Genomic DNA, 15,517 nt, shown 5'->3' with positions numbered 1-15,517 from the left:
GCCCTTCAACCGGACGGTAAGATTGTCGCAGCCGGATATTTCTATAACGGTGCTGACATTGATATCGCCCTGGTCCGTTATGACGTAAACGGCTCGCTTGACACGACCTTTGATACTGATGGCGTGGTCACAACGACTATTTCGAGTGGCGGGAGTGATTACGCATATGCCATAGCGCTCCAGCCGGACGGAAAGATACTCATTGCCGGCCTGTCAGATACCACCGGTAACTATTCATTTACCATAGTTCGGTACAATACCAACGGCTCTCTGGATACCGCCTTTGACACGGACGGCGTAGTCACCACCACTATTGGAAGTAGTAACGCTGAATCATATACCATGGCCCTTCAACCGGACGGTAAGATAGTCATAGCCGGGTATTCATATAGCGGCGTTAGCGATATCTTTACCCTGGCCCGGTATAATACCAACGGGGCCCTGGATACTACCTTTGACACGGACGGCATAGTCACCACCACTATTGGAATCCTGTCCTATGCCCGTGCGATAGCAGTTCAGGCCGATGGTAAGATTGTGGTAGCCGGATATGCTTATAATGGCCTGTATGATGATTCTACCCTGGCCCGGTATAATACCAACGGGACACTTGATACCGGCTTTGACACGGACGGCATAATAACCACCACGATTGGAAGCAGTTATTCCTATGCCAAAGCTGTGGCTGTGCAGGCCGATGGGAAGATTGTCGCAGCCGGATATGCTGAGAACGGCGTGAATGCTGGTTTTGCCGTAGCCCGGTACTGGCGGTAATGTTAGAGGCAGTTGGGATCCGGGGACCCCGTCATACGACGGGGCAGACACATACGAATTAAGTGATTTTTACTAACACCCGCAAAGTGTTTTGACGACGTGGTTTTGCAACAAGTTTGAGCTGCTTAGAGCTAGTTAGGACCCCGCCCCGAAAGCATTCGGGGTCGGGGGACTTTACTGGCTCTTATCCCGACTACTTGTCGGGATAAGTTTTGCATCAAGTTTTGCATCGTGATGTTTCCAGCGCGGGCTAAATAGTTCCTTAGGACTGGCGCCTCTGGCGCCATAACTCGCCCGACCCTACGGTCGCCCATTTTAATAGGGCGTACGGGCGGGTATAGGAGATAATATGCCCGAAAATCCATTCCCCTTTTCAGCTATTCTACTCATCAGAAAGGAGGTGAAATGCAGTCATTTTCCGATATAGGATTGGAGTAATCCGATATGGGATTGGAACATTCCGATATGGGATTGGAGCATTCCGATATCGGATAGAGTAATCCGATATGGGATTGGAGCATTCCGATATGGGATTGGAGCATTCCGATATGGGATTGGAGCATTCCGGTATGGGATTGGAGTATTCCGATATGGGATTGGAGCATTCCGATATGGGATTGGAGCATTCCGATATAGGATTGGAGTAATCCGACATGGGGCAAAGTCACCGCTTGGTGATATAACATTAGTATTATATGGAGTTATAAGAAAGAACCCGCCTGAGGCGGGTCTAACTGGCTGTAACAACAACCCCCTGAATCCCCCTTAACAAAGGGGGAATAAAAGGGGGTTGTCTAACAGTCCGTAAGAAAGAGAGGGTAAAGGTATGGCAATCGCAAAAGTAAAGTTAGGGCTCAAGGGTATGACCGTTGGAGACAGGATTAAATTTGGGAAAAATGTCGTGGTTCAGATGACCGGGAATCCGAATTTCACCACGCCGGTGCCGGCCCTGGTAGGCATCACCGCCAAGATTACCGCGGCGGAAACCGCCGTAGGTAACGCCGAGGCGACGCGCACGGCGGCCAAAACCGCCACTGAACTGCTGGACGACGCGGCCAAGGCGTTGGACCTGGTATTGACCCAGGCCGCGCTCTATGTGGAAAATATCTCGGCCGGCGATGTCGCCAAAATCCTGTCCTCCGGGATGTCGGTTAAGGATACAGGCGCGCCGGTCGGGCAATTGCTCGCGCCCACAGACTTATATGCCGAGGTCGGCGGCGGAGACGGCGAGATTGACCTAAACTGGAAGCCGGTGTACGGGGCAAAAAGTTACCTCATCCAGATGACCACCGACCCGAATGTGCCGGATAGCTGGGCGTTCAAGAGGAATTCCACCGAGTCATTCACCGCCATCACCGGCCTGACCAGCGGCACTAAATACTGGTTCCGGGTAGCCGCGGTCGGCGCGGCCGGACAGGGTGACTTTAGCGACCCGGCGGCCAAATACGCGCCATAAAAAAGGTTACAAGAGGTTACAAAAGTTACAAGAAGTTACAAGGGGTTACACATTCGCTTTGCTCAGTGCAAGCCGTAACCTTTTGTAACCCTTTGTAACCTATTGTAATCCCGCTTTAGCGGGATAACATCAGCCCCGCCATTCGGCGGGGTCTAAGAGCCAGTAACTCGCTATGCTCTAACTGGCTCTAAGAGAGGATTTTATGCCATTACAACCAAACGAAGTAACCACCATCACCATCGCCCCCGGAGCCGTGACCGGTCCGAAGATTGCGGCCGGCGCAGTTGACAGCAGCAAGTTAGTATCAGACAGCGTAGAAACCGCCAAGCTCAAAAACGGGGCAGTGACTACCAATAAAATCGGCGCATTGCAGGTCAGCGCCGGCAAATTAAAGGACGCCGCGGTGACCACGCCCAAGATTGCGGCTAACGCGGTAACGACTGTTAAGATTGCCAACGGCGCGGTGACCGCCGAGAAGATTGCCGATGCGTCGGTCAGCGCGGCGAAAATCAAGGACCTGGAGGTAAACACGCCCGACCTGCGGGACGGTTGTGTCACCGGGGCTAAAATCGCCGCCGGGGCAGTCAACGCGGCCAAAATAGGCGAGCAACAGGTGACTTCCTCTAAACTGGCGGACAACAGCATCACCACGCCCAAAATCGCCAACAACGCCGTCAGTACGGCCAAAATCCTTGACCGGGCTATCACGTTGGAGAAACTGGCTTTTACCCCGCCGGCTATTTCCCGGCCGATAACGCCGCCGCTGGCTACAGCCGAGATTGCTGATGCGTCAGTCACCCCGGTCAAGTTATCGTTCTCCGTGCCGACCAGACCGCTGACGCCGCCGCTGGCTTCAGGAGAAATCGCGGCCAACGCAGTAACGACTGATAAAATCTCTAACGGGGCGGTGACACAAGACAAGTTGGCGCCGGGCGTAGGCGGCGACAGATTCGTCTGGGGCGCGGAGGGCCAGTCCGGCAACCCGCGCAGTTCGGCTGATGTGCTTTACCTGACTAACATCAGTGCTGATATCCCTTACACGGTCTTTGATTTGAGTCCCTGGGTGCCGGCCACAGCCAAGGGCGTGATTCTGCAACTGGGCGTGTTTAACCAGTCATTTGCCAACGGTCGGGCGTTCTTCCGGGTCAGGACCAATGCGGACCAGCGCGATGCGCTGGGCGTGGGCATTGTTTCGGGCGCCAATTCCCAGATGGCCAATCAGGGGATTGTCCCACTGGTTGTTGGTACGCCCAGCATAGAGTACGCGTTGGAAAGTGTCGGAGGACCGTGGAGTGCTACTCTGACACTTTGGGTAACTGTAGTTGGTTATATTGTATAATGTAGTTCTCTCATATCTTTCTAATCCCCCTTCCTCCCCCTTTGCAAAAGGGGGATAAGAGGGGGATTTATTTTGTGTTCGCTTCGCTCAGTGTAAACAAGCGGGGTAGGGAAAAACATGCCGCTCCTGATTTGTAAATATTCATAATAAAAACTTGACCTTGAATATAACTTTAGTAGTATGGGGTTCTCAATCTATGCGTATTTATAATCATAGAAAGATAACCAGATGAAAGTTGAAGACACCCGAAATATCGCCTTCATCGGGCATGGCGATTCCGGCAAGACATCCCTGGTTGAACTGATGCTTTTCAAAGCCAAGGCGACAACCCGACTGGGTGAGGTGGCCGAAGGCACCGCAGTCTGCGATTACGAGCCGGATGAGAAGGAACGCAAGCATTCCATTGACTGTGGCCTGGCCTATTGCAAATGGAAGGACAAAAATCTTAATATCATTGATACCCCCGGATATCCTGATTTTGCGGCCGAGGCGATTTCGGGCTTATCCGCGGCTGACGCGGCATTCGTGGCCATAAACGCCTCTTCAGGAATTATGGTCAATACCCGTAAGATGTGGGAACACGCCACTCATCTTAATATTCCCAAAGCTATTATTGTTACCAAGCTGGATACGCCGAATCTTAATTTTGATGAGATACTGACCTCGGTCCGGGAGGTGTTCGGGGATAATTGCCTGCTGGTTAACAATCCGGTCGGCATCGGCGGCGATTTGAAGTCGGTCAGTAATCTGATTGACAATCCCGAGAAGCTGGCGCCGGAATTGAAGAAGCTGAGAGACCAATTGATAGAAGCAGTGGTGGAGGTGAACGATACCCTGCTGAATAAATATTTAGACGGCAAGGACATCAGCGAGGCGGAAATTACCGAGGCGTTCCGGCTGGCCATCCTGAAGGGCAAGGTTATTCCGGTGCTGGCCACGTCTATGAAAAAGGATGTCGGGGTGGATGAACTGCTTGATTTCATCGTGAAATACCTGCCGTCTCCGGTGGATAGGGGAGCCAAAACGGCGTTCAGCACCGCTAAGGATGACAAGACGGAAGAGAATTTCCAGCCGACTGAAGGGGGAGTCTTCAGCGCCTACATGTTTAAGTGCATCAGCGACCCGTTCGTGGGCCGGCTGTCCTATCTGCGGTTATATTCCGGCAGTTTGGATGCCAACGGTTCGTTGTATAACCCGCGCACCAGGAAATCAGAACGTTTTATGAAGATGTTCAAGGTCTTCGGCAAGGAACAGCGGCCGGTTGACAAGGCGTTCTGCGGCGACATTGTGGTTATTCCCAAGTTAGAAGATGTGAATATCGGCGATACGGTCTTTACCGTTGAGAAATCATTTCGGTTCCCGGAGGTCAAGTTCCCGCAGCCGATGGTTTCGCTGGCCGCCGAGCCCAAGAGCAAGGGCGATGAACAGAGATTGAGCGTGGCGCTTCATAAGATGTCGCAATCAGACCCGGCATTCAAGCTAATCCGCGACCGGCAGACCCATGAATTGGTGATTACCGGCATGAGCAGTTTGCATATTGATGTCCTGCTCAACCGCCTAAAGAATAAATATGATGTCCAGTTAAACACCAAGCAGCCCAAAATACCGTATAAGGAGACGATTCTGGCCAAGAGCGCGGCCTCGCATAAGCATAAGAAACAAAGCGGCGGCCGGGGACAGTATGGCGAGGTCTATATGCGGCTGGAACCGCTGCCCAGAAGCGATGGATTCAAGTTCGTCGATGAGATATTCGGCGGTTCCATCCCGAGCCAGTATCTGCCGGCCATTGAAAAAGGCGTTGTTGACGTAATGGATAAAGGCGTCATTGCCGGATATCCGGTGGTGGATGTCCAGGTGACGGTCTATGACGGCTCGTATCACGAAGTGGATTCGTCTGAAGCGGCATTTAAGATCGCCGGTTCAAAGGCATTCAAGGCCGCATTTATGCTGGGCAAGCCGGTGCTGCTGGAACCGATTGTGAATATAGAGGTAAACACGCCCTCAAAATATATGGGCGATATTACCGGTGATTTAAACTCCCGGCGCGGCCGGATTACCGGGATGGATACTTCCGGCGGCCAGCAGATAATAAAGGCCACGATACCGTTGGGAGAAATTGCCAATTATTCGACGGAACTGCGCTCGATTACGGCCGGGGAGGCGCATTATTCAATCGAATTATCGCATTATGACGCGGTGCCGCACAAGGTGCAGGAAGCAATCGTTGCCAAGAGCAAACCTCACGAAGAAAAAGAGGAGGAATAGAAATGGTTTCATTAGAAGAACTGCTGTTACTGTTGGTGAAAAAAGGCGGCTCTGATTTGCATATTACAGCCGGGGTGCCTCCGCGTATCCGGGTCGACGGCCAATTAGCTAACACCGAGCACGAGGTTATGAACGGAGACGATACCCAAAGGTTGATTTATGGCCTCCTGAATACCAACCAGATTTCCAAGTTTGAGAAGGAATTGGAATTGGATATGTCGTTCGGTATTGAAAGCATCGGGAGATTCAGGACCAATGTTTTCAAGCAACGCGGCGCGGTCGGCGCGGTGATGAGATTAATCCCGTATCAGATTAAAACCTTCGAACAATTGGGATTGCCACGCAAGACCTGCGAAGAACTTTGCAATACCCTAAAAGGGCTGGTATTGATTACCGGCGCGACCGGCAGCGGGAAATCCACGACCCTGGCGGCCATGATTGACTTTATCAACACCACTTACAAGGGGCATATTCTCACCGTCGAAGACCCGGTGGAGTTCCTCCATAAACACAAGAGCTGTCTGGTAAATCACCGGGAAGTAGGGACTGATACTCATAATTTTGGAAGCGCCCTTAAAAGGGCTTTGAGGCAGGACCCGGACGTGGTTCTGATCGGCGAAATGCGCGACTTGGAGACAACCGAGGCGGCATTGACCATATCGGAAACCGGGCACTTGGTATTCGGGACCCTGCATACCTCGGACTGCGTCCAGACCATAAACCGTATCATAGACATCTTCCCATCCCATCAACAGCAACAGGTCAGGACCCAGCTGTCATTTACATTGCAGTCGGTTTTTTCACAGCAGCTGTTGCCTAAAGCAGAAGGCAAAGGGCGGGTGCTGGCGTCCGAGATTATGATTGCCACGCCGGCTATCCGGGCCAATATCCGCGATAGCAAAGTCCATCAGGTGTATTCATCAATCCAAACCGGCGGGAAAATCGGCATGAAGACCATGAACCAGGCGTTACACGATCTTTATAAAGCCCGGCAGATTACCTACGATACGGCAATGATGTATACTTCAGATCCGGATGACCTGAAACGCATCTTTGAAAAAGGACAATAATGATAGCGTTAATATCTGATATTCACTCGAACCTGGAAGCGCTGACCAGCGTTCTCAACGATATTAAGCAGAAGGGCATCACCGAGATAATCTGCCTGGGCGATATCGTCGGCTATTCGTCAAATCCGGCGGAATGCATAAATTTGATAAGAAATTGCAAGCTGGTGCTGATGGGTAACCACGATGAGGCGCTGTTGCAGGGCGCAATCGGTTTTACGGCGGATGCGAGAGACGCCATAGAATGGACCAGGAAACAATTAAAGCCCGGCTGGTTGGCTTCCAGCGGCGCAAAGGGGCGCTGGGATTTTATCGCCAATCTGCCAACCACCTATCTGGACAAGGATATTTTGTATGTGCACGGTTCGCCGCGCGACCCAACCACCGAATACATTCTGGAAAGCGACACGGAGCAAACCTGGAGCGGCCCGCCCAGGAAATTGCAGCAGATTTTCGAGATGTTCCCGCGGCTCTGCTTTGTCGGCCATACGCACCAACCTGGTGTGATTACCGAAGAATTCCGCTTCCTGAAGCCGCCGGATTTCAATTATACGTTTGAATTCGGCAGCAATAAGAAGTATATTATTAATGTCGGGTCGGTCGGGCAGCCCCGGGACGGCGATAATCGCAGTTGTTATGTAACCATGGATAATGATAAAATAACCTATCACCGAATACCTTACGATTACAATATTACCAAAGAGAAGATAAATAAAACCAATGCCCTGAGTCAGTATTTTGGGGAAAGGTTGGAAGTGGGGAAATAAATAATGGGCGATATTAAAATCACCGCCAGGCATATAAAAATCACCAAGGATGTCAAAGAGTATCTTCAGGGCAAATTCGATTTACTTGAGCGGTATTTTGACCAAATCAAGCATGTTGAGGTTATCCTGGACCACGACAAGAGCAAGTTTGTCATAGAAGCGATAGTTTCGGTGGTTCGCGGCAAGAAGCTGGTTTCAAAAATATCCGATTATAATCACATGTCGGCCATAAACAGCATCGTTGATAAAATAGAGAAACAGTTGGTTAAATTAAAGGAGAAGACCAAACAACCTCATTATCATTCTGCGCCTTCACTTAAAAAGGACAGCGGACTAGAGCCGGAAGACTGGTATTAGAGAAAGATAAACAAAATGAAACTTTGTGACTTCATCGCGAAATCATCGATTGTCAAGGCGTTGAAAAGCGCCGATAAAAAAGGCGCGATTGTGGAATTGGTGGAAACCGTAAAAAACGCGCACCGGTCTGAAAAGGTAAAAGTGGCGGAAGTGGTGGACCTGCTGATGAAACGGGAAAAGATCGGCAGCACCGGCATCGGCAACAGTATCGCGGTTCCGCATGTGAAAATAGAGGGTTTGAAATCGGTTATCGGGGCATTCGGGCGTTCTCCGGCCGGCATTGATTTCAACGCGATTGACGGCGAGCTGGTGCATATTATTTTCCTTATTCTGGCTCCGATGGATGATCCGGAAGCCAATCTCCAGGTGTTAAGACGGATTTCCCAGGCGACTAAACAGCCTAATTTTTGCAAGTTTCTCAGGGATGCCAAAGACACTGCCGAGATCTACGGCTTATTTAAAGAGTTTGATGAGGTGTTGAACTAAATTGGAGAGAATAGTAAGGATTTCCAATAAATCGGGTATTCACGTCCGGCCTGCTGCCCAGATTGCAGAGACGTCCAATAAATTCCAGGCGAATGTGGTATTTATCAAGGATGGAATTGAGGTCAACGCCAAAAGCATTATGGAATTGCTGACTTTGGCCGCAGGCGAAGGGACTAAAATAACCATAAAGGCGGAAGGCGCCGACGAAGCCAAGGCGCTTGATGCCCTGGAGGCCCTGGTAAACTCCAAATTCTCGGAAGATTAACCTGTATGCAAATCAAGAAGGGGATTGCCGTATCGCCGGGCATAGTTATCGCCAAGGCGTTATTGCTGGACGCTTCGGAATACCCCATACCCATGCGGCAGATTCCGTCTGAAGATACCGCCGAGGAAATACTGAAACTGGAAAAGGCCTTCAGCGATTCAATCGCCGAATTGGGAACCATCGTCAAGCACCTGAAAAGGAAGATTACCCGGGAAGCCGCCCCGATTATTGAGGCGCATATTAAAATCCTCCAGGATAATTACCTGAAATCGCAGATTACCGGCCTCATTAGAACCGACCGCTACACGGCCGAATATTCCGTTTCCAAGGTTCTTAAAAAATACGTCAAGGCGCTGACTTCAAGCGATAAGACGGACTCTTTTTGGGGCAGTCGGGTAAATGACATCTACGACATCGAAAAAAGGATTATCCGCAACCTGTTGCATGACAAGATTACCGGCATCAGCCGGCTCAAGGAGCCCGTCATCATTGTCAGCCAGGATTTGACGCCCAGCGAGACCGCGACGCTCGACAAGTCAAAAATAAAGGGATTCACCACGGATAAAGGCGGCCGGACCTCGCATACGGCCATCATCGCCCGGGCCATGGGCATCCCGGCAGTGGTGGCGCTTAATAACATCACCCTGGATGTCGCCTCGGGCGATTTGCTTATCGTCGACGGCAACAGCGGCATTATTATTATCAATCCCGACAAAGAAACCATTAAAAAATACTCCGTCATCGGGCGGAATTTCGCCTTCTACGAGAAAAAACTGCTCTCCGAAACGAGAAACCTTCCGACCAAAACAAAAGACGGCCATGAGATAATGCTCTACGCCAATATCGAATTGCCCGAGGAAACCGCGACGGTGATGCAATACAAGGCCGATGGCATCGGATTATTCCGGACCGAATGGCTCTATTCCGACTCTTATTTATTGCCGTCCGAAAAAGAACATTTTGAGATATACAAGAAAATCGCCACCGTGCTGAAAAACCGGAAATTAACCATCCGGACATTGGATATCGGCGGCGACAAATTAGGCCCGGTAGACGGCGTTATTTCCATGGAAAAGAACCCGTTTCTGGGATGCCGGGCCATCCGGCTGTCGCTCCAGAACGTGCCGGTCTTCAAGGCCCAATTGCGCGGGATACTCCGGGCGTCCCGTTACGGAAACGTCAATATCATGTTCCCGATGGTCTCAACCATCGACGAAATCAGGCAGGCCAAGGATATCCTGGAACAGGTAAAAGCCGACTTGCGCAAGAGAAGGATTCCCTTCGATGAAAATATCAAAGTTGGGGTGATGATCGAAATACCTTCGGCGGCGATAATGGCCGATATCCTGATGCGCGAAGTCGATTTCTGCAGCATCGGCACCAACGACCTGATTCAATACACCCTGGCCGTGGACCGGACCAACGAAAAGGTCGGCTATTTATACCAGCCTTCCCATCCGGCCGTTCTCCGGCTGATAAAGTATGTCATTGACCAGGGCAGAAAGCACAATAAACCGGTCTCCATGTGCGGGGAGATGGCCGGGGACTGGATTTACACGGTTCTCCTGCTCGGCATGGGATTGAGGGAATTCAGCGTTTCACCGGTCGTGATTCCGGAAATAAAGAAAATTATTAGGTCGATAACCCTTGACGAGGCGAAAAAAATCGTCGATAATATATTCGCTTTTGATTCGGTGGCGGAAATCGAAAAGTACCTGAAAAATTACACGCGCAATATCGCGCCGCAATTATTTGAATGATGCCGAACAAAAATATTGCCATCGTTTTTATTACGGTCGCCGTTCTGGTATTCCTGGCCGCCGGACCGGCATGGCCGCTCACTGTTGAACTCAAGAACGGTTCATACCTGACCGGGGAAATCATCTCGTCCGACGACCAGGGATTTGAACTGAAATCCTGGCCGGATAACGGGATTGTCCGCCTCAAGTGGCAGCATCTCAGCAGCGCGGAAGCCGACCGGATGAAAAAAATGCTGGCGATTTCCTCGCTGGCCGGCGATTCCTATAATATCGACGCCACCCGGGTCTACCTCAAAAGCGGCCAGATATACGAGGGCGTGACAGTCGAAAAGAGCGCCGCCCAGCTCAGGCTAAAAACGTTAACCGGCATAAAAAATGTGGTTCTCAGCGATGCCGTGCGCGTCGACCCGGTGAAGATAAATCCCCTCAAGGTATACACCGCCCAGGAATGGTATGTCGAAAGGGCAAAGACAGCCGACCCCAAGAAGGCGTCGGATAATTTCGAGCTGGCCGAGTATTGCAAGACTTTTTTAAAGCTCTATGACAAGGCCCGGGAGCATTATCGCAAGGCCGCCGAACTGGCTGATTCCTACAAGGCCCGGGCCGCCCAGAAAATCGCCGAACTGGACCAGGATGTCAGCCGTTCCCGGGAAACGGAAATAGAAGGCCTGATAGCCAATAAAGACGCCAAGTCACTCGAACAGGCGAAAAACCTGCTGGCCGAATGGCGCAAAGAGGGCAGTCCGCTTTCGGCCGAAACCGAAAAATCAATCCGGCGCCTGGAGGACAAGCTCCGCGAGGCCGAGAAGACACTGGACGACAAATCCCAGAAGGACTCCGCAAAGAAAATCGCCCAGCAATACTACGCCAGCATGAAAGCGCTCGTCAAGAAGACCAGCGGGCAGGATTTGACCTACCAGGATGCCAATGCCTATGTTAACACCATGCTTTTTAAGCTCATAGTTGATAAACTGGTCAAGGACACCAAGATGACTGAAGAAAGAATCACCGCCATCATCAACGACCGTTCGCCGGGAAAATACGCCGACCTGCCCAAGTACGAGGCGTCTTACGGCGAGGGCTCGTGGATTATCAGCGCCGAGGAACAGGCGCCGCCGGCTTCCATGTCGCCCGAGGAATATGCCAAATACCAAAAACGGGTAAAAGCCGTTGCCGATGCCCGGGATAAGGCGGTCCAGAAAAACGAATTAATCGCCCCGGAGCAATGGTGGGCAAAAGCCAATGAGGCGCAGAAAGAGACCTTCCTGGAGGCGCTGTTTGCCGAACGGTATATGTATGTCATAGAACGTAAATCCACCCCCTGCGCCACCTGCAACGGCGAAGGGATTTCTAACAAGAACCTCTGCAAACGCTGCTGGGGGGCCATGAACGACATCAGCGTTGTGTATAAGTGACCACGCTTAAGTGGTCATTCCCGCGTAGGCGGGAATCTAATAGAAAGGATGATAGAATGAAGAAAATATTGCTAATCGTCGCCCTGGTGGCCCTGATGGGTTGTGACAGCGGAGAGCGGATAGCCAAACTGGAAAAAGAGGCCGAATCCGCCAAGCAGGAACTCGCCCGCAAGGACACCGAGATTGCCGGGGCAAAAGAAGAGGCCGCAAAGGCCAAACTCCAGCTGGAACAGGCCAATACGGACCTCATCCTGGCCCGGGAAAAGAACGAATCCATGGCCGCGACAGTCCGGCAGGTGGAAATCAAACTGGCTAACGTGGCCGATGAACTGGGCAAGGACGGATTGATACTGCCGGCCTGCCTGGTCGGGCGCTCGATAGTAATCTACATCAAGCCCTACGAAGACGTTCAGATAATCATCGGAACCGTGCAAAAGATTCAGCAGGGCGACAAGGTCATCGTTGAGGTCTCACCGACTAACCAGACTATGGAAGTTCCGTTCCGGAATATCATCGGCTACCGGATGTTAAAATAAACGCCCAGGGTCGCGCCCGGGCTCACTTAGTCCGCTATAATTTAACTTCCGATAATATGTATTATGATGGACTGGGCGTGCTTGGGAAAGCGGAAAAACGCTCTAAGGCGCTCAGCCCTGTAATCCGGTAAAACACAGCCCAAGGAAGGAGAATAAAATGAACGATTCACTTCCCAAACCGCTCTGGGAAGACCAGGGCCCGTTCTTCAGGCGCCTCTATAACACCTGGAAGGAAATCGCCTTCCATCCCATCCGCTTCTTCGCCAATATGCCGACCGATGCCGGCATCGGCCGGCCCTATCTCTATTTCCTGATAACCGGATTTATCGGCTCCCTGGCCGCCGTCATATGGCTGGTACCCATATACCTGATAGTCTTCCTGCCAATGGCATTTACCGAGGCCGGCTGGCTTCCGCTGGCTACGATAATGGGGTTTCTGGCGGCTATGGTCATACTCTCGCCTATTATCTCCAGCATAGCGATTTTTATCATGGCCGGCGTGTATCACCTGAGCTTAATGATATTCGGGGGTAACAAGAAAGGGTTCGAGGCCACCTTCAGGTCTATTGCCTATGCCACCGGCAGTGCCTCGATCGGCAACCTGATACCGTTTTTCGGCGGCTGGGCCGCGATGCTCGGAGCCATAATCCTGACCATCATCGGATTCAGGGAAAGCCACCGGATTCCCACCGTCAAGGCCATCCTGGCTTACCTGGTCCCGTTGGCTTTAGGTATGTGTTGTGCCATGGCCATGTACCTGGCCATGATATTTGCGGTAATGATGGGCCTTGCTCTTCAGGGACATTAATTGGAGATTTAACCGCCGGATCCTGAAGCCGGCGAAGGAGATTAAGCAAGCAAAGAGCAAGTAGCATAGAGCATACAGTTTTTCCACTCTACGCTATACGCCCGGAGTTTACACTGAGCGTAGCGAATGTGCTCTAAGCTATATGACCAAGACCCTATTGATCGTAATCGGCATCCTGGCCGCCCTGCTTACCGCCGCCGGATGCGCTTCCGAACCAAAGCCTCAGCATAACCCAGACGAAATCCATAATACAAAAGAACTTGTCGAAAAACTAAAAGACCCTAATACAGAAATTGGACTCCCGGTTTTACCATTCACCAAAGAGCAATCATTTCTTAAAAGTATTAAGGATGGAGACGTCAAGGAAGCCTACGATTTAGCCGGAAAGATATTTAAACCAGGCCGTAAAAAATCCAGTGTCGAAGGCGTTTTGAAAGAAGCAGATACTGTAATCCACAATAAAGCTTACAACGAGAATTACTATTATTTTCGGTTTAAAAGAAACACCGGAGGATGCATAATAGTTGATGTCAGTACCGAGACTCGGAAAATCACAAAATGGAAATATTCGGATAAGTAAAATATGAACAGAACTCTTTTAGTTCTCATTGGAATCGCCTGCGCTCTCGTTACCGCCGCCGGGATTATGTACAAACACAATCCTATTCATGAGAAGAAATCTATCCCGCAGATGAAAAAATTGCTCTATGATTTGCTAACGGATAAGACCAGAGAACATAGTGGGGGCAGTTTTTATGCAGATGAACACCACTTAATGGATAATCTGCTTAAATCAGGAGTCACAGAAGAAGAAAGTAATACCATCTATAAAAAAGCATTTAAACCCCTCGGCCTGCCGGCGGAGTCGCAACGGAGTCCCGCCCCAAGCGGGAAGGAGGAGACAGAAAAGGATAAGGAGAGTAAAACAGAAGTAATTGACTTCACCGGAACCGTAACAGAAATCGACACCTGGAATAGTCCACGAAGAAGTCTACAAGATTGGTTTATACGAATAAAAATCAAGGAACTCACCACCAACACCCAAACCATCCAACCCGGAAAAGAAATTATATACTACGTACACAGCCCGGTTCAATTCTTCCATGAACCCAGGGAACAGGCTGTAGGCAAGGACTACAAATTTAGAGCCAGATGCTTACGGAACGAAAAAGGCGAGGTAACGATTCCCGGCTTAAAAGTAATGGATGAAATCCTCAAGCAGCGCCCGCTCCTGCACGATAAAGACGCCTCGGTGCGAAGGGAGGCCATAGATTTCCTTTCTTCTTACGAAGGACGGGATGAAGAGTCTATACCTGAAATACGTAAATTGCTTAATGACGACTCTGATATGGTACGCAGGAGTGCGCTTGCTTCGCTTACTATCTTACGTGATAAAGAATCTATTCCTACAATACGCAAATTTCTTGATGACAGCTCAGAAAGAATGCGAATTGATGCGACTCAGGCGCTGGTAATGTTCAACGATAAAGAATCCATACCTAAGATAAAAGAGATGCTTACTGATAAAAGCGAATCGGTACGTAAAAACGCCGCTGAGGCCTTGGAACATTTTGATAGGCTGGAAAAACATATTCAGAAAGACAAGGAGAAAAAATGACCCGCACCCTATTAATTATTCTCGGAATCCTGGCCGCCCTGATTACCGCCGCCGGGGTGATGTATCAAAATGCCGCTAAAATTGACCTTCAAAATAAATATGAATTTCTTATACAGATAACACTTAAGGCGGTTGATGATCGAACTCTTGAGTATAAAAATAGAAATAAATTTACCGATCATGATATTGCCGAATTAATAAGCGAAATTATATCAAAAGGAAAAGAGGTCTTAACCGAAAAACAAAAACGTAATATTATTACAATAATTTCCGGGGATCCTTCATGGCAAAGCCAGCTTACATGGTTCAACCGTATTCCAGAAGCGAAACAATATTTATTAGAGTTTTTAATAGACAAAAACAGTTATATTCGCAGAGTTGCTGTTGATGCGCTCGGCAGACTGAACGATAAAGAATCTATTCCTCTAATAAAAGAACTGCTTAATGACAAAGATGAAGGTGTGCGAATATCAGCCGAAGCCGCACTGAAACAACTCGGCGTGCCGGCGGAGGAAATAGAACAAGCCAAACAAAAATAATCTTCACCACAAAGCACAGAAAGAACCCCCTCTCCTATACTCTCCCCGTTGGGGAGAGGGAAGGG

At 50.1% G+C, this 15,517-nt stretch carries 17 protein-coding genes; all 17 read left to right on the top strand.

All coding sequences use genetic code 11. The features are described 5' to 3' along the window. Nucleotides 1-774, top strand: a 774-nt coding sequence (locus HZA49_00880) for a hypothetical protein (protein ID MBI5777996.1), incomplete at its 5' end; no start/stop codon positions are given. Between the two features lie 506 nt (nt 775-1,280). Further along, entirely contained in the window at nt 1,281-1,421 is a 141-nt protein-coding gene (locus tag HZA49_00875) for a hypothetical protein (GenBank protein MBI5777995.1), read from the top strand. A gap of 179 nt (nt 1,422-1,600) precedes the next feature. Continuing rightward, a complete protein-coding gene (locus HZA49_00870) occupies nt 1,601-2,230 on the top strand; it encodes a fibronectin type III domain-containing protein (protein ID MBI5777994.1) in 630 nt (209 codons plus the stop codon). Nucleotides 2,231-2,432: 202 nt separating this feature from the next. Continuing rightward, nucleotides 2,433-3,569 carry a hypothetical protein gene (locus tag HZA49_00865; protein ID MBI5777993.1) on the top strand — a complete coding sequence of 379 codons (1,137 nt, stop codon included), beginning with the start codon at nt 2,433-2,435 and terminating at the stop codon, nt 3,567-3,569. Between the two features lie 228 nt (nt 3,570-3,797). Continuing rightward, nucleotides 3,798-5,834 (top strand): elongation factor G, encoded by a 2,037-nt coding sequence (locus HZA49_00860; GenBank protein ID MBI5777992.1) that lies wholly within the window; start codon nt 3,798-3,800, stop codon nt 5,832-5,834. A 2-nt stretch (nt 5,835-5,836) separates the two neighbouring features. Then, a complete protein-coding gene (locus HZA49_00855) occupies nt 5,837-6,904 on the top strand; it encodes a type IV pilus twitching motility protein PilT (GenBank protein MBI5777991.1) in 1,068 nt (355 codons plus the stop codon). Continuing rightward, nucleotides 6,904-7,668 carry a metallophosphoesterase gene (locus HZA49_00850; GenBank protein MBI5777990.1) on the top strand — a complete coding sequence of 255 codons (765 nt, stop codon included), beginning with the start codon at nt 6,904-6,906 and terminating at the stop codon, nt 7,666-7,668. The genes HZA49_00855 and HZA49_00850 overlap by 1 nt, the downstream gene beginning before the upstream one ends. Before the next feature lie 3 nt (nt 7,669-7,671). Then, nucleotides 7,672-8,025, top strand: a complete 354-nt coding sequence (gene raiA, locus HZA49_00845) for a ribosome-associated translation inhibitor RaiA (GenBank protein MBI5777989.1) — start codon at nt 7,672-7,674, stop codon at nt 8,023-8,025. Nucleotides 8,026-8,040: 15 nt separating this feature from the next. Beyond that, on the top strand, nt 8,041-8,511 hold the full coding sequence (locus tag HZA49_00840; GenBank protein MBI5777988.1) for a PTS sugar transporter subunit IIA: 471 nt from the start codon (nt 8,041-8,043) through the stop codon (nt 8,509-8,511). A gap of 1 nt (nt 8,512) precedes the next feature. After that, nucleotides 8,513-8,776 carry an HPr family phosphocarrier protein gene (locus HZA49_00835; GenBank protein ID MBI5777987.1) on the top strand — a complete coding sequence of 88 codons (264 nt, stop codon included), beginning with the start codon at nt 8,513-8,515 and terminating at the stop codon, nt 8,774-8,776. A 5-nt stretch (nt 8,777-8,781) separates the two neighbouring features. Next, nucleotides 8,782-10,536 (top strand): phosphoenolpyruvate--protein phosphotransferase, encoded by a 1,755-nt coding sequence (gene ptsP / locus HZA49_00830; GenBank protein MBI5777986.1) that lies wholly within the window; start codon nt 8,782-8,784, stop codon nt 10,534-10,536. Beyond that, the gene (locus tag HZA49_00825) at nt 10,533-11,951 is read left to right on the top strand and encodes a hypothetical protein (GenBank protein ID MBI5777985.1); all 1,419 of its coding nucleotides are present in this window, start codon (nt 10,533-10,535) and stop codon (nt 11,949-11,951) included. Before ptsP ends, HZA49_00825 begins: the two co-directional genes overlap by 4 nt. A gap of 56 nt (nt 11,952-12,007) precedes the next feature. Then, the gene (locus tag HZA49_00820) at nt 12,008-12,487 is read left to right on the top strand and encodes a hypothetical protein (GenBank protein MBI5777984.1); all 480 of its coding nucleotides are present in this window, start codon (nt 12,008-12,010) and stop codon (nt 12,485-12,487) included. Between the two features lie 157 nt (nt 12,488-12,644). Continuing rightward, complete coding sequence (locus HZA49_00815) at nt 12,645-13,295, top strand: YIP1 family protein (GenBank protein MBI5777983.1); 651 nt, start codon at nt 12,645-12,647, stop codon at nt 13,293-13,295. Nucleotides 13,296-13,437: 142 nt separating this feature from the next. Then, nucleotides 13,438-13,875: a hypothetical protein gene (locus HZA49_00810; protein ID MBI5777982.1), complete on the top strand. Its 438-nt coding sequence runs from the start codon at nt 13,438-13,440 to the stop codon at nt 13,873-13,875. Nucleotides 13,876-13,878: 3 nt separating this feature from the next. Next, a complete protein-coding gene (locus HZA49_00805; protein ID MBI5777981.1) occupies nt 13,879-14,913 on the top strand; it encodes a HEAT repeat domain-containing protein in 1,035 nt (344 codons plus the stop codon). Then, nucleotides 14,910-15,452 carry a HEAT repeat domain-containing protein gene (locus HZA49_00800; GenBank protein MBI5777980.1) on the top strand — a complete coding sequence of 181 codons (543 nt, stop codon included), beginning with the start codon at nt 14,910-14,912 and terminating at the stop codon, nt 15,450-15,452. The genes HZA49_00805 and HZA49_00800 overlap by 4 nt, the downstream gene beginning before the upstream one ends. Nucleotides 15,453-15,517 lie beyond the last annotated feature (65 nt).

It is taken from the genome of Planctomycetota bacterium (genome assembly GCA_016235865.1).
Lineage (GTDB): Bacteria > Planctomycetota > MHYJ01 > JACQXL01 > JACQXL01 > JACRIK01.
This window is presented reverse-complemented; position numbering and strand designations above follow the sequence as displayed.